General features: G+C 72.4%; 15 protein-coding genes, 1 tRNA gene and 1 pseudogene. 11 read left to right on the top strand and 6 right to left on the bottom strand.

Annotation, left to right across the window (positions count from 1 at the left end; genetic code table 11):
* Window positions 1-231 precede the first annotated feature (231 nt).
* From radA to cysS, 6 genes are all read left to right on the top strand, one after another.
* The gene (radA, locus tag BCD49_RS27200; RefSeq protein WP_071042052.1) at window positions 232-1,713 is read left to right on the top strand and encodes a DNA repair protein RadA; all 1,482 of its coding nucleotides are present in this window, start codon (window positions 232-234) and stop codon (window positions 1,711-1,713) included.
* A 337-nt stretch (window positions 1,714-2,050) separates the two neighbouring features.
* The gene (disA, locus tag BCD49_RS27195) at window positions 2,051-3,130 is read left to right on the top strand and encodes a DNA integrity scanning diadenylate cyclase DisA (RefSeq protein WP_007512324.1); all 1,080 of its coding nucleotides are present in this window, start codon (window positions 2,051-2,053) and stop codon (window positions 3,128-3,130) included.
* A 283-nt stretch (window positions 3,131-3,413) separates the two neighbouring features.
* The gene (gene ispD / locus BCD49_RS27190) at window positions 3,414-4,136 is read left to right on the top strand and encodes a 2-C-methyl-D-erythritol 4-phosphate cytidylyltransferase (protein ID WP_007512322.1); all 723 of its coding nucleotides are present in this window, start codon (window positions 3,414-3,416) and stop codon (window positions 4,134-4,136) included.
* Window positions 4,133-4,657 carry a 2-C-methyl-D-erythritol 2,4-cyclodiphosphate synthase gene (gene ispF, locus BCD49_RS27185; RefSeq protein ID WP_007512321.1) on the top strand — a complete coding sequence of 175 codons (525 nt, stop codon included), beginning with the start codon at window positions 4,133-4,135 and terminating at the stop codon, window positions 4,655-4,657. The genes ispD and ispF overlap by 4 nt, the downstream gene beginning before the upstream one ends.
* A gap of 204 nt (window positions 4,658-4,861) precedes the next feature.
* Window positions 4,862-5,254 (top strand): PPOX class F420-dependent oxidoreductase, encoded by a 393-nt coding sequence (locus BCD49_RS27180; protein ID WP_007512319.1) that lies wholly within the window; start codon window positions 4,862-4,864, stop codon window positions 5,252-5,254.
* Between the two features lie 80 nt (window positions 5,255-5,334).
* Window positions 5,335-6,870, top strand: a complete 1,536-nt coding sequence (gene cysS, locus BCD49_RS27175; protein ID WP_007512317.1) for a cysteine--tRNA ligase — start codon at window positions 5,335-5,337, stop codon at window positions 6,868-6,870.
* Between the two features lie 485 nt (window positions 6,871-7,355).
* Here the strand turns inward: cysS and BCD49_RS27170 are convergent, their stop codons facing one another.
* The 3 genes and pseudogenes from BCD49_RS27170 to BCD49_RS27165 form a co-directional block, all read right to left on the bottom strand.
* Entirely contained in the window at window positions 7,356-8,810 is a 1,455-nt protein-coding gene (locus tag BCD49_RS27170) for an FHA domain-containing protein (RefSeq protein ID WP_007512315.1), read from the bottom strand.
* A gap of 54 nt (window positions 8,811-8,864) precedes the next feature.
* A pseudogene (locus BCD49_RS46510) lies at window positions 8,865-8,951 on the bottom strand (hypothetical protein); the annotation flags it as partial.
* A gap of 148 nt (window positions 8,952-9,099) precedes the next feature.
* Window positions 9,100-10,269 (bottom strand): PP2C family serine/threonine-protein phosphatase, encoded by a 1,170-nt coding sequence (locus BCD49_RS27165; RefSeq protein WP_007512313.1) that lies wholly within the window; start codon window positions 10,267-10,269, stop codon window positions 9,100-9,102.
* A gap of 607 nt (window positions 10,270-10,876) precedes the next feature.
* Between BCD49_RS27165 and rlmB the strand changes: the two genes are divergently transcribed.
* Window positions 10,877-12,055, top strand: a complete 1,179-nt coding sequence (gene rlmB, locus BCD49_RS27160; RefSeq protein WP_007512312.1) for a 23S rRNA (guanosine(2251)-2'-O)-methyltransferase RlmB — start codon at window positions 10,877-10,879, stop codon at window positions 12,053-12,055.
* A 1,142-nt stretch (window positions 12,056-13,197) separates the two neighbouring features.
* Here the strand turns inward: rlmB and BCD49_RS27150 are convergent.
* Together BCD49_RS27150 and BCD49_RS27145 are read right to left on the bottom strand one after the other, a co-directional pair.
* Window positions 13,198-13,893 (bottom strand): acVLRF1 family peptidyl-tRNA hydrolase, encoded by a 696-nt coding sequence (locus BCD49_RS27150; protein ID WP_035924501.1) that lies wholly within the window; start codon window positions 13,891-13,893, stop codon window positions 13,198-13,200.
* Between the two features lie 286 nt (window positions 13,894-14,179).
* Entirely contained in the window at window positions 14,180-15,319 is a 1,140-nt protein-coding gene (locus BCD49_RS27145) for a hypothetical protein (RefSeq protein ID WP_131803576.1), read from the bottom strand.
* Between the two features lie 763 nt (window positions 15,320-16,082).
* Here BCD49_RS27145 and BCD49_RS27140 point away from each other — a divergent pair.
* Window positions 16,083-17,213 (top strand): hypothetical protein, encoded by a 1,131-nt coding sequence (locus BCD49_RS27140; protein ID WP_007512305.1) that lies wholly within the window; start codon window positions 16,083-16,085, stop codon window positions 17,211-17,213.
* Here the strand turns inward: BCD49_RS27140 and BCD49_RS27135 are convergent, their stop codons facing one another.
* The gene (locus BCD49_RS27135) at window positions 17,214-18,221 is read right to left on the bottom strand and encodes an acetamidase/formamidase family protein (RefSeq protein ID WP_007512303.1); all 1,008 of its coding nucleotides are present in this window, start codon (window positions 18,219-18,221) and stop codon (window positions 17,214-17,216) included.
* 617 nt (window positions 18,222-18,838) lie between these two features.
* Between BCD49_RS27135 and BCD49_RS27130 the strand changes: the two genes are divergently transcribed.
* The 3 genes from BCD49_RS27130 to BCD49_RS27120 all read left to right on the top strand — a co-directional run bounded on the left by BCD49_RS27130 (window position 18,839) and on the right by BCD49_RS27120 (window position 21,291).
* Window positions 18,839-19,462: a hypothetical protein gene (locus BCD49_RS27130; RefSeq protein ID WP_071042051.1), complete on the top strand. Its 624-nt coding sequence runs from the start codon at window positions 18,839-18,841 to the stop codon at window positions 19,460-19,462.
* A gap of 242 nt (window positions 19,463-19,704) precedes the next feature.
* Window positions 19,705-20,967, top strand: a complete 1,263-nt coding sequence (locus BCD49_RS27125; RefSeq protein WP_007512300.1) for a winged helix DNA-binding domain-containing protein — start codon at window positions 19,705-19,707, stop codon at window positions 20,965-20,967.
* A gap of 251 nt (window positions 20,968-21,218) precedes the next feature.
* Window positions 21,219-21,291: transfer RNA gene (locus tag BCD49_RS27120), tRNA-Thr, on the top strand.
* The last annotated feature ends 686 nt before the right edge of the window (window positions 21,292-21,977 follow it).

Below are 21,977 nucleotides of genomic sequence, written 5' to 3'. Positions count from 1 at the left end.
CGTTACAGCGGCGGGTGACCGTGCGGGCGCGGAGGCGCGCCTCGCGGAGGCCCGGCCACAGAGCGAAGCGAACGTGGTTGGGCCGCAGCGAGGTCGCCGCAGCGCCCGTTCGCGGAGGAGGACACGGCCCGGAGGTAGCCCGCGAGCCGCCAGGCGAGCGGGCTGCCGGAGGGCCGTGCCCGCACGGAGCGAACCAGCAACATTGTCGCACCCGCTGGCTACCGTCGGGCCATGGCGGTTTCGCGGTCCAGCGGGAACGAGACGGCCGGCGGGCGGGCCAACCGGTCGCGGGCCGACGGTGGGTTTCGGTGTAGCGAGTGCGGCACCGAGTCGATTCGCTGGGCGGGGCGCTGCGCGCGCTGCCAGGCGTGGGGGACGCTCGAGGCGCAGCGTGCCGCGCCGCGGCGGGCGGCCGTGCCAGGCTCGGGTGCCACCGCGGCCGCCACGGTGACCGTTCCGGCCCAGCCGGTCACGGAGGTGGACCCAACACCGGCGAACCGGCGGGCCTCCGGCGTCGACGAGCTCGACCGGGTGCTCGGCGGCGGGATCGTGCCGGGCGCCGTGATCCTGCTCGCCGGCGAGCCGGGGGTGGGCAAGTCGACGCTGTTGCTGGAGGTCGCCGCGCGCAGCGCGGAGGCCGGTCACCGGGCGCTCATCGTCACCGGCGAGGAGTCGGCCGCGCAGGTCAGGCTGCGCGCCGGGCGCACCGGCACGCTGCACCMCGACCTGTGGCTCGCGGCCGAGACGGACCTCGGGGCGCTGCTGGGCCACGTCGAGGAGGTCAAGCCGACGCTGCTGGTGGTCGACTCGATACAGACGATCTCCGCCGCCGGCGCCGAGGGCGTGGCGGGTGGCGTGACCCAGGTCCGCGAGGTCGCCGCCGCGCTGATCCGTACGGCCAAGGCGCTCGGCCTCGCCACGGTGCTGGTCGGGCACGTCACCAAGGAGGGCACGGTCGCCGGCCCGCGGCTGCTGGAGCACCTCGTCGACGTGGTGCTGCATTTCGAGGGCGACCAGCAGACCGCGCTGCGGATGATCCGCGCGGTCAAGAACCGCTACGGGCCGACGGACGAGGTCGGCTGCTTCGAGATGAACGAGAACGGCATCTGGGGCATCGCCGACCCGAGCGGCCTGTTCCTGTCCCGAGGTGCGACCGCGAGCGCCGTTCCGGGCGTGTGCGTCACCGTGATGGTCGAGGGCCGTCGGCCACTCGTCGCCGAGGTCCAGGCGCTCGTCGCTCCGCAGAACGTCGTCGCCAGAACCGGCGGGGGCGGCGGGTCGGGCGGCGCGGGGCCGGCCCCGTTGCCGCCGCGGCGGGCGGTGTCCGGGCTCGACGGCGCCCGCGTCGCGATGATCACCGCCGTGCTGCAGAAGCGGTCTGGATTCACCAGCCTCGGGGGGAGTGACATCTTCGCGGCCTCCGTCGGCGGCGTGCGGCTGTACGAGCCGGCCTCGGACCTGGCCGTGGCGCTGGCGATGGTGAGCTCGGTGCAGGAGCGGGCGATCCCACCCGACCTGATCGCGCTCGGCGAGGTCGGGCTGACCGGCGAGATCCGCGCCGTCAGCGGCGTCGAGCGGCGGCTGGCGGCCGCGGCCAGGCTCGGCTTCCGGCGCGCGCTCGTGCCCCGCCTGTCCGGGATGACCCCGGAAGGGATGACGGTGACGGAGGTTACCGATCTGCCCACCGCGATCGGCGAGATGTATGCCGGATAGCGGTCTGGAACGGCCGCGGGCGGCGTGTTCACCGAGATGTTCACCTGGAGGGCCGCCCGGCGGCGGCTGTCCGGAGTGACCTGACGATCCATCGAGGTGTGCATCCATCAAAGTTTCGACAGGGAGATGCCCGCTCGGGCAACAAGGTGTGGTTAGGGCGACCTGTTCGCTAGGTCAAATGTTTTTCGGCCGTCGCGCGTGGAGGCCCTCCATGGTGGTACCCGCGGGCTCGATAGCATTGCGAACGTGGTAAGAGAGCTTGGCCGCGGCGCCGGCGCACGGGCGGCGGCATAGTCGCTCGTCCGGAGGTTCTGGGCGGGAGGAGTAGAGGAGCCCGATGGCAGGACCACCCGGGGATGACGTCTTCCGGGCCACGCTGGCCGCCGTGGCGCCCGGAACCCCCTTTCGCGACGGCCTCGAGCGCATCCTCCGTGGTCACACCGGCGCGCTGATCGTCCTCGGTCGCGACAAGGTCGTGGAGGGGATCTGCACCGGCGGTTTCGAGCTGGATGTGGAGTTCTCGGCGACCCGGCTGCGGGAGCTCGCCAAGATGGACGGCGCGATCGTGCTGTCGTCCGACCTCGCCCGGATCGTGCGCGCCGCGGTCCACCTGGTGCCGGACCCGATGATTCCGACGGAGGAGTCCGGGACGCGGCACCGCACCGCCGAGCGGGTGGCCAGGCAGACCGGCCTGCCCGTCATCTCGGTAAGCCAGTCGATGCACATCATCGCGTTGTACGTCGTCGGCCGTCGCTACGTGCTCGATGGCTCGGCCGCGATCCTCTCCCGCGCGAACCAGGCGCTGGCGACGCTGGAGCGCTACAAGATGCGGCTCGACGAGGTCGCCGGCACGCTGTCCGCCCTGGAGATCGAGGATCTCGTGACCGTGCGCGACGCGATCTCCGTCCTGCAGCGGCTCGAGATGGTCCGCCGGATCGCCGACGAGATCGAGAGCTACGTCGTCGAGCTCGGCACGGACGGCCGGCTGCTCTCGCTGCAGCTCGAGGAGCTGATGGCCGGCGTCGAGACCGAGCGCGAGCTGACCGTGCGCGACTACCTGCCCGCCAGCGCCAAGGTCGGCAGCCCGGCAGAGGTGCTCACCGACCTGGCGGCGATGTCGGCGACCGATCTGCTCGACCTGACCGCGCTCGCGCGGACCCTCGGGCTCGGCGGCGGCGCCGACGTGCTGGACCGCCAGATCAGCCCGCGCGGCTACCGCATGCTCGCGAAGATCCCACGCCTGCCGCGCCTGATCGTCGACCGCCTCGTCGACCACTTCGCCACCCTGCAGAAGCTCCTCGCCGCCGGCGTCGACGACCTGCAGGCCGTCGAGGGCGTGGGCGAGACCCGGGCCAAGGCCGTCCGCGAGGGCCTCTCCCGCCTCGCCGAGTCCTCCATCCTCGAGCGCTACGCGTAGCGCTGGCGCTCGGCGCCGGCCTCGCACCGAGCGCCAGCCCGGTGTGGTCGCGGAGACGACGGTGGTGCGCGCAGTGCAGGGGTGGTGCGCGTTTGTGGTGGGCCGGGGCGGCCGGTAGGTTCGGGGCGAGCTTCGTCGGCCCGGAAGGGCCTGGGGTGGCCCGGCGGGATGGTTCTTCTTGTCTCAGGACGTGGCTGGCTGGCCTGGCGGGGATCGCCGGGGTGTCGGCGGCCTCCTGATCGGTCTGGATTCTGGTGAGGTCTGAGATCAAGCGAGGTCAGCGGTGACCGGGGCGAACGCGGCTGACGCGCGGGTCGCCGTCGTCGTGCCGGCGGCCGGCCGAGGCGAGCGGCTCGGCGGCGGGGTACCCAAGGCGCTGCGTCCGCTCGGCGGCCGCCCCATGTTGGTGCACGCGGTGCAGTCGCTGTTGGCGGCCGATCTGGTGTCGCAGATCGTCGTGGCCGCCCCGCCCACCCTGGTGGAGGTGGTGAGCCGGCTGCTCGGCCCCGATGTGCGGGTGCTGCCGGGCGGCGCCGAGCGGGTCGACTCGGTGCGCGGCGCGCTGCGCGCGCTCGACGACGACATCCGCGTGGTGCTGGTGCACGACGCGGCCCGCCCGCTCACCCCGCCGTCGCTCGTGGACGCGGTCGCGAGGGCCGTGCTCGGCGGGCATCCGGCTGTCATCCCGGTGCTGGCGCTCGCGGACACCGTCAAGGAGGTCGACGCGGACGGGCGGGTGCTGCGCACCCCGCCGCGCGGCGGCCTGCGCGCGGTCCAGACCCCGCAGGGCTTCCGCCGGGAGGTGCTGGAGGCGGCCTACGCGAGCCAGGAGGACGGCCAGCCGGCGGTGACCGACGACGCCGGCCTCGTGGAGCGGCTCGGAGTGCCGGTGGCGACCATCCCCGGCGCGGACGAGGCGTTCAAGGTGACCCGGCCCGCGGACCTGATCTTCGCCGAGGCGCTGCTGGCCCGGCGGCCGCTGGCCGAGTCCGGCCGGTCGTCGTGACCGCGCCCGCCTCCGCGCCCGGCCCGGCGGCGCCGTCCGCCCCGGTGGCGCTGCCGCGCGTCGGCGTCGGCGTCGACGTGCACCCGTTCGAGCAGGGCCGGCCCTGCTGGGTCGCCTGCCTGTCCTGGGAGGGCGAGACCGGCCTCGCCGGGCACTCCGACGGCGACGTCGCCGCGCACGCGGCCTGCGACGCGCTGCTGATCGCCTCGGGGCTGGGTGACCTCGGCAAGGTGTTCGGCACCGACCGGCCGGAGTGGTCCGGCGCGTCCGGTACGGCGCTCCTCGGCGAGACCGCCCGGCTGCTGGCCGCCGACGGCTGGACGATAGGCAACGTCGCCGTTCAGGTCGTCGGGAACCGGCCGCGGATGTCGAAGCGGCGCGACGAGGCCGCGGCGGCGATGTCGGCGGCACTCAGCGGCGCACCGGTCAGCGTGTCCGCGACGACGACGGACGGCCTGGGGCTCACCGGCCGGGGCGAGGGCCTCGCCGCCATCGCCACGGCCCTGGTCGCGCGGCTGTAGAGCCGGCCGCGTGGCCGGTCCGCCCCGTCGGCCCGGCCACGGCGGCGGCACGGGCGAGATGCCAACTTGGCATTCCTAGTCCGGCGTCGGGCCCGCGATGGGGAAGGTTGACCGAAAAGCCCAACCTTTGCTGGATGCAAGTGGCCGGGACGGGTCGTCGCTGGGCGCGGCTGCTGGCCGGGTGGTTCCTCTTGGAGCGCGCTGATGGGTGTACGGCTGCCGGAGACGGTGAGGGCGCTGGCGGACGCGCCGACCTATGTCACCCTGGCGACACTGCGGCCGGACGGCTCGCCGCGGTTGACGGTGCTGTGGATCGAGCGTGACGGTGACGATCTGCTGCTCTCGACGGTCCGCGGCCGGGCCAAGGAACGCGACCTCGCGCGCGACGGGCGGGTAGCGCTGATGTTCCTCGACCAGAGCGACCCGTACTCGTATGTCGAGGTACGCGGCACGGCGGCGCTGTCCGAGGACGGCGGTCGTGAGCTCATCGACCGTCTTGCCGTGAAGTACACCGGTGAGCCCTACAAGTGGGACGAGCCAGACGCCGTCCGCGTCGTTATCCGGGTGGCTCCCACCCGAATCCTCACGACCGGCTGAGYGCAGCCAAATACCCGGACTCGGAATCACCGACAGGACACTCGGCGCCTGACGAGCTGGCCCGTAGGTATTCTTGACAGGTGAGCCTGCACCTGTATGACACGCGTACGAGGCGCGCGCGGCCGTTCGAGCCGCTGCGCCCCGGCCACGTGGGCATCTACGTGTGTGGGCCGACCGTCCAGTCCGGCCCGCACGTCGGCCACCTACGCTCCGCGGTCGCCTTCGACCTGCTGCGGCGCTGGCTGCTCGCGTCCGGATACGCCGTGACGTACGTACAGAACGTCACGGACATCGACGACAAGATCATCACCAACGCGGGCCGGGAGGGCATCTCCGTCTGGGAGCTGGCCACCCGGGAGACCCGGGCGTTCGACGACGCCTACCGGTCGGTCGGCATCCTGCCGCCGACGATCGAGCCACGGGCGACGGCGCACATACCCGAGATGCACGCCCTGATCGCCCGCCTGATCGAGGCCGGCTTCGCCTATGAGGGCGCCGGCTCGGTGTGGTTTCGCGTCGGCCGGTATGCCGACTACGGCGCCCTGTCCAACCAGCGGCCGGACGCCATGCAGGCCTCGCCCGAGGCCGAGCCGGGCAAGGCCGACCCGCGGGACTTCGCCCTGTGGAAGGCGTCCCGCCCCGGCGAGCCGGCCTGGGAATCCCCCTGGGGCCTCGGGCGGCCCGGCTGGCATCTCGAATGCTCCGCGATGGCCGGCAAGTACCTCGGCCAGGTGTTCGACATCCACGGCGGCGGCCTGGACCTGGTGTTCCCGCACCACGAGAACGAGCGGGCGCAGACGGTGTGCGCGACCGCCGGCCACGGGGGCCTGCCGGCCGAGCCGGAGATGGCCCGGTACTGGATGCACACCGGGCTGCTGACGACCGGTGGCACGAAGATGTCCAAGTCACTGGGCAACTCGTTCTTCGTGACCGACGTGCTCGAGCAGGTGCGCCCGCAGGTGCTGCGCTACCACCTGCTCTCCGCGCACTATCGCTCGACGCTCGAGTACAGCGCCGCGACGCTCGCCGAGTCGGCGGCGGCGTACGACCGGGTGGAGACGTTCGTCCGCAACGCCCTGGACATCCTCGGCGGACCGGAGACCGCGGCCGCGCTGGCGACCGAGGGGCCCGCCGCGCCCGCGCACCAGGAGCCGAGAGCCCGGGGGAAGAGCGCCAAGGGCAGGCAGGCGAGGGGCGGCCAGAGCACGGCCGGCGCGGACGCGGCGCCCCAGACGACACCGGCGGCGCTGTGGGCCGACTTCGCCAGGGCGCTCGACGACGACCTCAGCATCGGACGGGCGTTCGCGGCGCTCTTCGGCGCGGTGAGCCAGGGCAACCAGGTGCTGGCCAAGGCACACAGCCGCGAGCTCGCCAGCTGGGTGGTGGTCGCCCGGCGCATGCTCGCCGTCCTCGGCCTCGACCCGGTCGAGCAGTGGCCGGCCGCCGGCGCTGAGCTTCGTCCCGCGCTCGACAGCGTCATGGAGATCGTTCTGGACCTGCGCTCGTCCGCGCGGGCCCGCCGTGACTTCTCCGAGGCCGACTCGATCCGCGCCCGCCTCACCGCCGCCGGCATCATCGTCGACGACACCCCCGAAGGCCAGCGCTGGCATCTGTGACATTGGTTCGCTCCGTGCGGACGGCGCGCTCCGGCCCCGTACTCGCTTCGCTCCCACGGGACCTCCGCGCGCCGTCCTCCTCCGCTCACGTGCGCTCCGGCGACCTCCGCTGCGGCACCCCTACGTCGCTTCGCTCGTAGGGATGCCTCCGCGGAGGCGCGCCTCCGCGCCAGCACGGTCACCCGTCGCTGAACGTCACCACTTCACAGTCACACGCATTCGTGGGACCACTTCACTTCGCTCGTGGGCAGGGCTCCGCGGAGGCGCGCCTCGGCGCCAGCACGGTCACCCGTCGCTGAACGTCACCACTTCACAGTCACACGCATTCGTGGGACCACTTCACTTCGCTCGTGGGCAGGGCTCCGCGGAGGCGCGCCTCGGCGCCAGCTCGGTTGCGGGCGGCGTCAAATGGTCAGGCCCCGCACCGTGGTGGGACACGATGCGGGGCCTGACCTGACTGCCTGGCCGTTCTGGGGCGTTCTGGATCAGCGGGCGCGGACCGTGATGCGGGTCCAGGCGCCCAGGTAGACGCGGTCGCCGTCCTGGAGCGGTACCCGGCCGTTCGGCTCTATCGGGTCCGGCTCGTCGTTCAGCCGGGTCCCGTTCGTCGAGCCGGGGTCGAGCAGCGCGTAACCGCCGTCCGGCTGCCGCTCGAAGATCGCGTGCGCCCGGGAGATGCCCGGGTCCTCGGGGGCACCTGACAGGTCGATGTCCGGGTGGATGCCGCGGGACTCGCTGCGACGGCCGACGAGCAGCCGAGGACCGCTCAGCGGGAACACCCGCCGCGGGTAGAACGACGGGAACGGCACCCGATGGTCGTCGCCGCTGTCGTAGTACTCCCGCTCCGCCTCGACGACGGCCTCCCAGCTCGTCGCCACCGCTCCGCCGCCGCCACCGTTCCAGTTGGCCGCCGCGCCGGTGATGACGGGCTGACCGTAGTCGGCGTCGTCCCTGGGCGGGCCGGTCTGGCGTCGCCCGCCCTGCCCGGTGCTGGCACCGGGCACATGGCCGGTGGTGAAGTCCAGGCCGCAGTTCTCGCAGAACCGGGCGCCTGGCTCGTGGAACGCCCGGCAGTTCGGGCACTGTGGGTAGCGGCCGGCGCCGGCACGGTCGCCCCGCGCGCCGCGCTCCCCCCGGTCGGCCGGGCGGTCGTCGACGCCCAGCGGGTCCGGCTCGTAGCCGTATCCGCGCTCGGCCGGCGGCGCGGCGGCGCCGTCCCGGCCGCCTCGAGGGCCATACCCGTCCCGGTCGAGGGCGACGTCGTCCCGACCACCGCGCGGGTAGCCACCGGCACCGCCGGGAACACCAGCACCGCCAGGGACGCCAGCGCCGCCGTCACGGGCGTACTGGTCGCGGCCGTAGTCCTCTCGCCCGCCACGCGGCGCGTACCCACCGGAGCCGCCGTCGCGGCCGCGGGTGAACGTGTCGCGTTCCCGTCCGTCCGCGCCCTCCCGGCCGCCGCGGGCCGGGTAGCCGTCGTCCGGCTCGTCCCGGACGTCGCGACCACGCGGCGCGTAGCCACCGCGGCTTTCCGGGGTGTCCCGACCCTCGCCGCGGCCACGTGGCGGGTAGCTGCCGCGCTGGTCGTACGAGTCCGACCCGTATGCCGGGCGGGCCGTGCGGTCGTCGTAGCTCTCACCGCCGCCGCCGTACTCGTCGCCGGCGGGATACCCACCGCCGTACTGGTCGGCGGCGTACGGATCAGCGCCGGGGGCCGGGCCGCGACCACCGGGGTCGCTGCCACGGCGGATGCCGAGGGGGTCGTAACCGCCCCCGCCGCCGCCCCCACGGCCCGAGCCGCCCCCGTAGGAGCCGACTTGCGCGCCACGGTCGTCCGACCGATAGCCGTAACTGTCCTGACCACTCGTGATGCGGAGGCCGCATTGATCGCAGTAGTCGGGATTCTGGGACAGGTGCCCCTCCGGGCAGCGTGCGCTCACCTGATCACCTTCACCCGGACGGTCCTGGCCGGCCGGGCGCCGAGAGACCCCCCGTCACGCTGGCCGACCTCGCTTCCTCTGCCGAACCGTACCCGTTGTTGGATTATGGATCTGCACCGGCTTCTGTAGGAGCCGACAGGTTGCCTTGTTGCCTTCCTGGTCGCCGCGAGCCCCGAGCTGATGGCCGACGACAACGCCTCCAGTGTCGCAGCGGCTTCCGGGCGACTGGCACTGACCCGCMCGTGCTTACTCGCGCGGACGGTCAGGTGACCGCCGGGTAACAGCTTGCTCAACGATCCACGCGGACCGCGATCACGGTGATGTTGTCGTGCCCGCCCTGGTCGATGGCGAAGTCGACGAGGTGGCGGCCCACCTCGACCGCCTCGGCCTCCGGCGGCAGCTGGTTGATGATCGCGGCCATGACGTCCGGCCGGGACGCGTAGTTCCACAGCCCGTCGCTGCAGACCAGCACCGTCGCGGGCGCCTCGATCGGGAACACCGCCGTATGAGGGGCCACATCCTCCGCGTCGCCCCCTAGCCACCGGGTCAGCGTATGGGCACGCCGGTGTGTCTCGGCCTCCGAGGCCGGGATGAGGCCGGCCCTGGCGGCCTCCGCGGCCCAGGTGTCGTCCGCGGTGAGCCGTTCCGACCAGCGTGGGCCCAGCAGGTACACCCGGCTGTCGCCCACCCAGCCGACGGTGACCGTGCTCGGCCCGTCGACGGTCGGCGGCGAGATGATCGCGGCGGCGATCGTGCACGAGGGTGCCATCCGGCCCTCGGCGGCACTGAGCTCCGCGATCACCTCCTGCGCGGCGTGTACGGCCTGGTGCAGCGCGAGCTCGGCCTCCTCGGGGCCGAACCCGCCGACCAGGGCGCTCGGGACGGTGGCCGGCTCGTCGCCGTATTCGTCGTCCGACGGCTCGAGGACGTCGAGCATCTCGTCGCCCGGCCTGCGCCCGCCACCGCGGCTCACCGCCACGGGACGCCCCGGGCCGTGCGCGCGGATCGCGTCGGCGAGGATCGCGGTCGCGGTCGCGGCGGCGGCCGACGACGCCTGCGCGGAGCCGGGTGTCGTCGACACCCCGTCGCAGACGACGGCGATCAACGTCCCGAACACCTCGGCGACGCCCATGGCGTCCTCGTTGCTCGTGTGCCGCACGCCCCGGTCGCTGACACCGGCGATCGCGCCGAGGTCCTTCTCCCGGTGGTCGGAGTCGCCGCTGACCACCGGCGGACCCACCAGCGAGAACCCGCAGGCCTCGCAGTAGCGGTCGTCGTCGTAGATGGCGGCGATGCAGCGTGGGCAGCGGCCGGTGCGTTCGTCGATCAGGGACCGTCCTCTCTCCGGCATGCCGCGTTCGCGCGGGTCATAGCCGGACCCGCCTCCATAGCCGGCCCCCCTGGCATAGCCGGACTCGCCGACGTCGTAGCCTCCGGCGGCGTCGTGCTCCACGGTCATCCCGTTCTCCGGCGTCCCATGCATCGGCTGTGTCGGCATCCCGCGTCCGGGAGTCCCATCGCGTAGGTCACTCCAGGCCGGGCCGGGACAGGTGTCGACGGCATGGCTGCCCGACCCCCGCCGCGTCCGGACGGTGTGCGCGCAACCATTGTCGTGCCTCCCGCCCGCCGCGGTGCTTGCGGCGTCTCCCCGACCGGCTCGGATGCCCGGGGCCGGCTAGAGGAGAATCTTCGCAGCATAGGGCCCGATCCGTCGATGCCCACGATCACGAGGTAAGGCGTCGCGTATGCGATCATCGCCTCGCCCGGCTTCGCGGAGTGGTCGTTTCGACCACGTGTACGGACGGGTGGCCCGGAGGCCGCGCTGACATGGTGCCAATGATTACTGATCGTGGTGGACATAGGCAATTTTCCTGGTATGGCGTGYGTGCTCCACGAGCTCGGCGACTGTCCGGTCCCACCGCGTCGCCACCAGCCCCAACGAGATCGGTTACCGTTAGGTGCTTGGGTAAACCGCTGGCGACGGCGCGCGCTCAGGACGGCGCGACCACAGGAACTGGCTCGCGGACAGGGGTCCGGCGGGGCTGACGACGAGGGGTGACCCAGCAATGGCGACGGGACGGCGCGGCGGGGGAGGAGTGGCCCGTGGTGGCCACGGCGGCCGGGCCGCGAAGGGCGGGTCGCACCGCAAGGGCGCCTCGGCCGGCTCAGGCGGCCAGGGCCGGCGGGCGTTGAGCGGCAAGGGAGCGACCCCACCGGCCGAGATGCGCAAGGGCCACCCGGCCGCGCGGCGCGCCGCCGCGGTCGCCAGGGCTGACGACGCCGCGACGCGGACCGGCTCGACCGGCGCGCGGGCGGGTTCGACAAGCGGCGCCAGGGCGGGTTCGACGAGCGTCAGGGCCGGTTCGGCGGGGGCCAGGGCGGGTTCGGCTGGTGCCAGGACTGGTCGGGACGGCGCGGCTGGGCGCGGGCCGGTGGGAGGTGCGTCGGCCGGTGCCGCCGGGCGTGGCGCGCCCGGGCGGCGAGCCGGCGAGGCCGACGAACTCGTCGTCGGCCGTAACGCCGTCGTCGAGGCGCTGCGGGGCGGCGTGCCGGCGACGACTCTTTATGTGGCCAATGGCCTGGAGTTCGACGAGCGGCTGACGGAGGCCCGCAAGCTCGCCGGCCGCGCCGGGATGTCGGTCGTCGACGTCGGTCGGGCCGAGCTCGACCGGCTTTGCGGCGTGGCGCCGCACCAGGGCCTCGCCCTGGTCATCCCGCCCTACCAGTACGCACACCCGGACGACCTGCTCAAGCGGGCGCGGGCCGCCACCTCTGGTCTGCTCGTCGCGCTCGACGGAGTGACCGACCCGCGCAACCTGGGCGCGGTGGTCCGTTCCGCGGCGGCCTTCGGAGCTCAGGGGGTGGCCGTGCCGGAGCGGCGCGCCGCCGGGATGACGGCCGCGGCCTGGAAGACGTCGGCCGGCGCCGCGGCTCGGCTGCCGATCGCGCGCGCCACCAACCTCACCAGGACGCTGCGTTCGTTCGCCGACGGCGGGCTGGTGGTCGTCGGGYTGGCCGCCGACGCGGATGTCAGCCTCGACGACCTGGAGGCCGCGACCGACCCGCTCGTGCTCGTCATCGGCTCCGAGGGGCGGGGCCTGTCCCGGCTGGTGGGCGAGACCTGCGATCTGTTGGTCAGGATCCCGATGGCTGGCGACGTGGAGTCATTGAACGCCGGCGTGGCCGCCGGCGTCGCCCTGGCCGAGATCGCCCGGCGTCGGCGGGCCGCCCTGCCGGTCGGCTGACCGCCCCGCCAATCGGCTGACCGCCCCGCCGGTCGGCTGTCGGGAAGCCGCCGCCGCATCGCCAGACCGCCCCAACGGCCCGTGCGGCCCTTCGTACCGACGGGCGCGGCCCCGCGCCAGGAAGGCGCGGGGCCGGGCCACAGCGGCGCCGTCAGGCCGGCTGTTCGGTCCGGAACGTTCGTTCGGCCGCTGTCGTCATGACCGTCGATCAGTCGACGGTGCGGGTCCAGCATGGCCGGGCGGCCGCCGACGAGCCACCCTGGGACGTGTCACCGTGCGCCGGTGTGACGGAGCGCAGGATGTCCGGGTCGGCCGCCGACTTGCAGGGAACGACGGCCGACAGGAAACGCGGCGCGGATACGGCCGCGTCCGCCGGCTGAGCTGACGCGAGCCCGACACCGATGCTGGCCGCCAGGATCGGGGTGAGGACGGCGGCCCGAAGACGCCTCCCCGGAGATCCCAGGGACCCCCGCTGCGTCGACGATGAAGCCTGGCGCGGCAGGAGGCGCCTCAGCCGACGCGAACTGAGGTGGTTGCGCGCAGTGGACACCAGAGTTTTCCCTCCCCACGTCGCCAAGGAATTCGCCCGGCCTCAGCCGCGGTTAGGGCTCGCTGGCCCGTTCCTGGCTGTCTTGTGGCCGCCGGACGGCCGCCGTCGGCGGCCGTCGGCCGCCAGTCGGCGCTCGGCCCCATGGGCCGCTCGGCATCGCGCCACCAGGCATGAATCCCGGTCCGCGACCCGCTTCGGCGCTTCGTCACGCCGTCATTCCTCGGGCCTGCCGAATGTTTCGTTCAACCGGGCGGGGCAGGCACGCGGCGTGCCGCCCGGTGGTGCCCAACCCGTCGCCGGGCACGGCGAACACCATGCAACGTGGCCGGGCCGCGGGTAAAACCCGAAATTGATGGTGACGTGAATCACGTCGTCTTTGGGCATGCGAGCGACCTGTAGACGGCCCGGATAGGCCTGTTGATGATGCGGACGGTGGCCGCGCGCCCTTCCTCCGCAATCGCGAGCACGGCGCGTGGCCGGGCCGGTGATGCGCTGGCCGGTGAGTGGCTGAATAGCCGCGCATAGTCGTCGGCGTGACAAACGCCACCCGTCGATGATGCGAAAGCATTGATGACGGGTAAATCGGAAATTATCAGGCGAGTGCCGGCTCGACGACGCGGATGCGCACGGCGCGGAACTGGGCGGGTGCCTCGTCGAGGACTCGCCGGCGTGGATCCGGGACGGTCAGGAACGGCGGCACGGCGAGCCCGCGCAGTGCCGTGAGCCGCGGATCGTCGAGAACCTGTTCCGCCGCGCGCCGTTCGCCGCCGAGGACGACGGCGTCCAGCTCGCCCGCCACCGGCAGCAGGACGGCCGCCGCCACGTCCGCCGCGGCGGTGAGCGCCACCCGGACCTGGCCGTCGCGGCGCCGGGCGAACCGCTGCTGAGACCAGCCGCCGGCCGCGCTGCGCCCGTGCACCTGTCGGGCCCCGACCTTCGACGCGACCAGGCGGGAGCCGTCGAACACGCCCGCCGCATACCCGCCGAGCCGGACCAGCAACACCCCGACCCGCCGGTCGGCCAGCGCGTGCACGGCGAGCAGATGCCCCGGGGACGCATCCGCCCCGGTCGCTGACGCGTCCATCGCGGTCGCGGCCAGCAGCGGCGGAAAGGGCACCTGGCAGTCGGCGAGGGCGCCGTCGGCCGCCGTCCCCATGACCGCCTCCGGAGACACCGACCAGACGACGGAGCCATGCCGCTCGGCGAACCGGTCGAACCAGCCGGCCAGCCGCTCGGGGGCGACGTTCACCCAATGGCCGCCACCGGCGGCCGGAAGCCCTTGTCCCACCGCTTCATCATCACTGACATCCGCACTGACGTCGCACTGAGATTCGTACCGAGATCCGCACTGACGCCCGCTGTCCGGCCGGACAGCCACCCGACCCGCCGGCGATCCCTCTCACACGGACCGACGCATCGGCCGCCGGATACCCGAGAACGGTCCCGTCGCAATGTCGCAATGTCGCGGTGTCGCAACACCGGTAGGGCGCGATACCGGTACGGGGTTGCGACGGGGAGGACGGGGAGGCAGCGGACGGGGAGGCAGCTACGGAAGGGCGGGCGTGAGGGCGGGATCAGATACGGGCGACCTTGGCGGCGGCGCGCAGCCGCTGCCGCCACTCCTCGCGCAGCCGTGGGGCGAGGTCGCCGAGCGGCGCCGGGCGCCGGTCGGCCGCCCGGCGCCGGGCCTCCGCCCGCAGCGCCTCATGGCGTTCCAGGTCGAACCGCCGCCCGGCCTGCTCGCCGTTACCCGCCGCCCGCGACGACGACCGGGCCTGCGCGGGCACCAGCGGCCACATCGGCGTCGGCGCGGGCATCCGCTGAGCCGCCGCCGCTCGGGCCGCCGCGACCGCCGCCGACGCGACGGCGGACTCGTCGCGGGCCGCCTCGACGTGGGCATCGGTGATGTCGGGGAAGGCGCCGTGGAACTTGATCTCGATGCGCTGGCGGCGGGGCGCGCCGCCAGCCGGGTCCCGCGTCCAGCCCAGGAAGTACAGCGCGGAGGTGCCGCCGGCCTCGGCGTTGTCGTGCGGGTTGTAGCCGCCGCCGTCCCAGCCGAAGCCGGCGTGTTCGCGCAGCACCCAGCGCAGGCCCTGAATGACGATCGGGTCCGGTTCCACCAGTCGCAGCGCGACGTGCCGCTCCAGCTCGAGGCCACGCTCCCGGTCGACGAGGCCTTCCGGCAGGCTCGGCGACCTGCGCAGCATGAACATCTCGATMGTCGGCTGGCGGCCGGTCGGCGGGACCGACGCGCCGCCCGACGTCGCGTGGATGGCCGAAGCCGAAGCCGCGGTGCCGACAGCCGAAGCCGCGGTGCCGACGGTCGGAGCGGCGGTGCCGGCCAGCGTCGCGTGCGTGATCCGTACGTCGAGACTTTCGGCTGGGATGCCATAACGTTCAGCGAGCCGGCCCTTGACGATCACACTCGGGACGACCGGTCCCGGTGTCGCGCCCAGTTCGATCAGCGTGCCCAAAGCGCCGTCGAAGTCGTCCGGGAAGATGAGTAGCGCGCAGTGGTCCAGCACGCAGTGGCGAGAGATTGACGCGATAAGCGACTCAGCCGCGTCGACGCCGGCGAAGACCTCACTCAGCAGTCCTGCCTGGGACGACGAAGCCAGCGCGTCGCGCACGCCCCGGACGCGGGCGCGGTCAATGTCATCCAGCCCGACCGGTGCGTCCGCGGCGTCAACAGGGGCGGTATCAAGATCARTCAACTGATCGAATCCCAKGTCTGTGCCGAGGCTTGGCCCGGTCATACGTCTCACGCCCCCAGTCGACCCGCGACGCGGTCATTGCCGACCTGCGGATCTTTTGTGGATCCATAAAAGTGTTGCCCAGCCGGGATGGCTGGTCGTCTGGGCGGATACGCCCGGATTCAGAAGAGCAACGGTACCGGGCTCGCCTGGCCGCCTCGGACGAGTCCAGGAGATTCCTTTGCCGGTGGGCGGACGGCATCTTTCTGTAGTTGTTCTGTGGTGAGTGCCGATAGTCGAGAGAAGTCKGGTCGGCGTGCAAAGATGGGCGCCGCAGCGGCCGGTTGTTCAGCCAGCGAACCACCGCCTTTATGTGATCGGCCGCCTGGTCGGGACATCGACCTCGCCGCGCCTATCCGAGCGGTACGTCCTGCGCAGAACAATTCGGCAGGCGTACGAAATGTGCGTCAGGCGTGGCGAAATTCGTCAGGCGGACGCTCTCCGGGGTGCTGCCGGGCGGCGGTGGCGCCGGGCCGCCCAGGGGCGGACGCCGCGACGGTGCGTCCTGGGCGCCGATCATCGAGGCGACGGCCGTACCACCAACGGTGGCACGTTGTCTCCGTCTTGTGGCGCCCAGAGGGCCTTCATCCGTATTGTCCCCGGGTGATATCGCCACCGGAGCACAGGGCGTCGGGCGTCATGGGAGCCGTCCCTCTGGTCGCACACCTGGCCCGGTGCCATGGTGTGCCGACCGCAGCGCAGCGTCGCCCCAGGCGGGGGACACATGGGTGACGGGCACGGCCAGCCATCGTGGCACGACGGCGCGCGGATGGCCGCCGCGAGCAGCGGCACTGGCGGGTTCGCCGCGCACGCTGGCTCCGCCGCGGGATCCCGGCGCGGGGCCGACGGCCCGGATCCGGACAGTGAGGTCTGGGAAGCGGAGCTCGTCGACGAACCATGGGATCCCGCCTACGCCTACACGGCCGACGACGTCGAGATCGTGGACGCGGATTCCCTCGAGCCGATCGTCGGTCGCTCCCAGGCCGGAGCCGCCGCGGAGCCCACCGTCGCGGCCCTCGTCCCAGATCCGGGAACCGGCCCGGAGCGTCCAACCGGGGCGACCGGTCGGACGCGGGCGAACAGCCCGACAGCGTTCACGGGCTCGACGCAGCCACCTGAGTCCGCCGCCTGGCCGATGAGGCCGCCGGCATCCGCGCCGACGGCCGAGGTGCCCGTGTCGGCCGAGGTGCCCGTGTCGGCCGAGGTGCCCATGTCGGACGAGGTGCCGGTGCCGGCCAAGGTGCCGGTGGCGGCGCGGCATCGGAGCGGCGGGTTGTTCCGCCGGCAGTTGGGGCCGCTTCCGCTGGTGGTGGTGGCCGGGGCCGTGGTGCTTGCCCTGGCGATCGGTGGGCTATCCATCCTGGCCGTCGGACGTGGCGCCGACGGGGGCGCCCGGGGACCGGGAGCTCGGCCAGATGCCGCGGCCGGGGCACCGGGCGGTGCCGCCTTGGCCGACGGCGGAGGGAATCTTGGTCCGGGCGGCGCGGGCGATGGCGGGGAGGCCGACGGATCGGCGCCCGGCGCGAATGCCGGTCCGGCTGGCGGTGGCGGGCCTGAGGGAGCGATTCCCGGGCTCGCCGGCGCCGCGGTGCCGGCCACGCCGATCACCGATGGACAGGCCACCCCGATCGCCACGCCAGCGCCCGGTCAGCCCGTCGCCACCGCCGGGCCCGGGTCCGGCGGTGGCGCGGACAGCCCCGGCGACTCGGGCGACGGTTCGCATGACTCGGGTGGTGGCACCCAGCCATCCGCCGGGCCGAGCGCCGCGCCGGCACCGTCGGCGTCGCCGACCTGCTACCGCGCCGGCTTCTTCACGACCGCCGTGCTCCGCTTCTGGGGCGTGCCGACCTGCTGATCAGGGCGCCGGGATCTGGGCGGCCAGTTCGCGTAGATGACGGTGCAGGCCGTCGTAGGCAGTGGCCGGCGGCAGGTATGCCTTCGCGACCTTGGCCAGGGCGCTGTAGTTGACGTCGACGACGTTGGCCAGCGGCGCCTCGCTGATCTGGCTGAGTAGCTGGTAGCTGTCGAGCGTCTCCAGCCCATACAGCTCGGACAGCCAGTTGACCATCTCCACCTGGCCTATTCGCCAGGCGTCCTCCAACGGCCGGCTCGACCCGATCGTGATCAGATGGGTGTCGCTCTCCAGCCGTGGCCACAGTGGGGCCCGTCCCTTGACCAGCTCGACGATCAGCGTCACGTCCATCGCGCCCTCGACGGCCGTCCCACAGGCCTCGCCCTCGCCCTGCCGGTAGTGACCATCACCGACGGAGAACAGCGCGCCTTCAACATTGACCCCGAGATAACAGGTCACGCCGGCCCGCATCTCCGGAGTGTCCATGTTCCCGCCGAACCGGTCGGGCACCAGCGCCGAACGGGCCTCGTAGGCGGCGGGCGCGACGCCGACCGTGCCGAGCATGGGTGACATCGGCAGGTCGACCTGGAACTCGGTTGTCAGCGCGCTGAAGGTGACGGTGCCCCTCGACTGGTCGACCTCGTAGATCCAGGTCCGCTCGGGCAGTGGCGGCTGAAGAGTCGCCGTCCGGTCCGTACCGGTCAGGCCGCCGAAGAACGGGATCGTCGTCGACGCGCCCCAGCCACGTGCCGGAGTGAGATCGACGAGGTGCAGAACGAGCGTGTCGCCTGGCTCGGCGCCCTCGACGTAGAACGGACCGGTCTGCGGGTTGACGAACGGCATCATCAACGCGCTGCTTGGCAGATCGGACGTCGTCCGCAGCCGTCCGCAGAACGCGTCCTCCGTCCACAACCGCAGGACGGTGCCCGGCCGCACCCGCCGGATCGGCGGCGCGCCACCGAACGTCCACGCGAACTGCTCGGGCTCCGGCCGGAACTCGACAATCTCCACCCGCGCCGCCTCCTTGGTCCGTGACGCCGTCCGCCGACGCCGCCCGCGTGTGGCCGCCTTGGCAGGCAGGTCCACGCGGCCGTCCGCCGGACGGCTCATCCAGCCCCATCGTCCAGCCACGCCGTCCGGGAGACCGGATGCCGCATCTCCCATTCTCGCTGGGTGTGCGCACGCGGTACGACGGGGGCGCCGGGTGATGCCCGTGATGCCTGTGATGCGCCGGGGCGTGTCAGCCGGGCGGCCGGGCCGGGCGGTGGCGATGCCCTTAGGGGGCGATTCCGTGGTGGCACTGAGCCGCTGTGGCACGCGGCCTGAAAGCTATTCCCGCCGCTCTTCCTCTCCATGTCGGCCGAGCGACAAGCGCCTGGGTATTCCCTTCTCGCCCGGCCTTCCGGTCGGCTGAGCTGGACTTTTCCTGCGCGCTCCGGCCGCGGGTAGGAGCGTGATCCCAGATGTTCCCGGTACGGACGGGAACGGGTTCCCTTCCGCCGGGAAAGCGTTCGTCGGGAATATCGAGACGTCGCCGGCGGGAGACCACGGCCAGGAATTCGGGGGTACCTACCTCCTTCCGCGCCGCGACGTCAAAAGGCGTCGCGCATCTGACAGGAGCAGTAGTAATGAACCGCATTTTCGCTTCGGTGTCCCGACGGGTCGGTACGGCGATGGTCGTCAGCGCGCTGGCGCTGGGTGTCGCCACCGCGGCGTGCTCTTCGGAGAGCACCAGTGACGCGGCGACGCCGGCGCCGGCGGTCGCCGCATCGGGTGCGACGCAGCCGGACAACACGGCCGAGGTGACGCCTGGCGCGGTGGAGCAGCCGGTGCCGACGTCGGCTGGCGGGGCGGYGTTCGCCGGCAGCGGCGGCGCGACGACGAACTGCCCGTCGAACACCTCCGGCAGTGCCTACTCCGGCGTCTGGGTGGCCCGGGACTCGAAGTCGTTCATCGCGAGCGTCACGATTTCGTTCACCGACTGCRACAAGCTCAACACCTCTCGGATCCGGATCGTGTCGCACAACTGGCTGGGCAACGCCAACTACTCGGACTGGGGCGTCGCAAAGAACACCAACTGGGGCTACATGGGCGTCTCGGTGACCGTGACCTACTACTTCCAGGGCCTCACGGAGCGGGTCCGCATCCTGCCGTCGACGAACGGCAGCGGCATCACGACCGATGGCACCGAGTCCTACGCCAACGGCACCAGCCGCCAGCTGGACAAGCAGCGCTACGGCCTCTACCGATAGACCGTCATCCCGACGCTCACTCCGATCGACCTGAACTCGGCTTGACCCGCCACCGTTCGCGGGGGGCGGCGGGTCAAGCCGGACCTCGACCGTAACGGCGGAACGGGCGATCCGGTCGGCGGACGGCTCGTGGCCCACCTGCTCGCCAGCTCCACTGCGCAGCCAGAAGACCCCGGCCGCAGCCAGAAGACCCCGGCCTCGGCCGGGGTCTTCTGTCGTATCCGGGCGGGATGCTGGCAGGCATGGCACGCACCGACCCGACCCCGAGCAAGGCCCCAACCGCGAGCAAGACCCCAACCGCGAGCAAGACCCCAACCGCGGATGTCGCACCGGCGGTGGCGATGCGGCGCCTCACCTCTCAGTTGCTGGCCGAACCGCTGCCGACCAGGAAGAGCTCGACGACGAGGGTCGCCGCGGTTGTCGAGGCGGTCGGCCGGGTGCTTGCTGTCCAGGCGCAGGACATGCGCGGCCTACGGCTCGCGGTGCGCTCGCGCACCGCCGGTCTGACGGTCGCGGACGTCGACCGAGCCCTCGCCGAGCGGAAGATCGTGGTGACCTGGCTCAACCGTGGAACGCTGCACCTCGTCCGTGCCGAGGACTACCGCTGGCTACATGCGCTCACGGCGCCTCGGCACGAGGGCTTCGTGCACCGACGGCTCGCCGAGGAGGGGGTGTCGCCGTCCGACGCCGAACGTGGTGTGCAGCTCGTGGAACGGGCGCTGGCCGACGAAGGCCCGCTGACTCGTGGACAGCTGCGCGATCTACTCGACGGAGCCGGCATACCCGTCGCGCGGCAGGCACTCATCATGATTCTTTTTTATGCGAGTCTGCGGGGGATCGTGGTCCGCGGCCCGATGGCGGGCGCAGAGCAGGCCTATGTGCTGGCCCGCGACTGGCTCGGCGATCTCGCTGCTCCGGTCTCGTCGGCGTCTTTCGAGGCCCGGCCGCCGTCGGGCGACCCGGCCGCGCCCGCGTTGCCTGACGACAGCATCGATCGCGACGCCGCGCTGTCGGACCTCGCGGTGCGCTACCTCGCCGGCCACGGCCCCGCCGACGCTCGGGACCTGGCCGTCTGGTCGGGCCTGCCGCTGCGCGACGCCCGTCGCGGATTCGCCCTCGCGGCGGAATCGAGCTTGGTCGAGACCCTGGACGACGGCCAAGCGGTCACCCGAGGCGGCAGCGGTGCGAGACTCCGGGAGGACGCGCCCGATCAGGCCGTGACGGAACTCGCTGCGCTGCCATCCCGGCTCCTCGGCCCTTTCGACCCGGTGCTCCACGGCTGGGCATCCCGTGACTGGGTGACCGGCCCACACCGCGGCATCGTCACGGTCAACGGCATCTTCCGTCCGATCGCCCTGGTAGCCGGCCGAGCCGCCGCAACCTGGACCATGCCTGCCGGCAAGGTCGTCCTGTCGCCCCTCGGCCCACTCACTCCCCAGACCGAGGCCGCCCTTCAGGCCCAGGCGGACGACGTCCACCGCTTCCTGGCCGATGCGGCTAGCTGACCCAGATGACGGGCCAATACCTGCGTGGGTCAGCCTGGCGCAGGCGCTGGTTCGGCTCTCGGCGCACGCCCGACGACCGGCCGCGAAGAGCGGCGCCAGGAGTCTGGACGACGTTGGTCTACCAGGTGTGTCAGGCGAATCCGGGCGCCGCACTCCGCGGCGGCCAGCCCGCGCCACGTCGCCGGGAGACCGTCAGGTCCCGCCGCTGGCCAGGCGACCGGACCGGCAGGTCGGGTATCGTGGAGATCCACGCCGGCGTGGCGCAATTGGTAGCGCACCCGACTTGTAATCGGGCGGTTAGGGGTTCGAGTCCCCTCGTCGGCTCGATCAACATCCCGCTGACCTGCGGGTTTATGAATTTGATCTAGTCTTTTCACATCGATGATCGTCGATGTGTGCTCATTGTGTGCTCATTCCGCACGACCGTGCCATGGGGCATGATCATTCCGGATGAGATGGGCCCGGATTTCTTCACTCTCTGTCACATGGGGTCGTGACCGTCTGTCACAGCATGTCCTGACGGACTGTAGTTGGCGCTGGTTGTGTGAGGTAGCGCTGCGATGCCCTCTCTCAGCTCCGGTCGCCGCACCGGCGCCGAGGCCCCGGCGTACAGCGTCGCCATCGTCCTGCCCCAGCTCGGCGACTGGGAGCCTGCAGCCGACCTGTACCGATATCGGTCCTCGACAGAGGTGACATTCTGGGCTGCGGCACGACGGGTTGCTGATGTTCCTGTGYGTTGACGACGAGCGGAGCGTGGCAGCGGACGCATCGCGCGGTTGTTCCGGATGACATCGGCAGGAAGCGGGCTGGAAGGGCGAAGGCCACGAGGGCTTGGCGTGGTCTCGTGCAGTCGCGCACCGCAAGGTCGGAGGACATCGGTCTCGACCCTCGTCCGAGACGGACCGATGTATTTCACCCTTATCGCCCGCTAAACTCCCAGGTAATCAAGTGTCGTCCCCGCCCGCGCGGGGATCTTCCGACCATCCTCGGATCCCGCCCACTTGATCAGG

The organism is Pseudofrankia sp. EUN1h, assembly GCF_001854645.1.
Lineage (GTDB): Bacteria > Actinomycetota > Actinomycetes > Frankiales > Frankiaceae > Pseudofrankia > Pseudofrankia saprophytica.
Note: the sequence above shows the minus strand (reverse complement) of the source record. Positions and strands in the feature narration are given on the sequence as shown.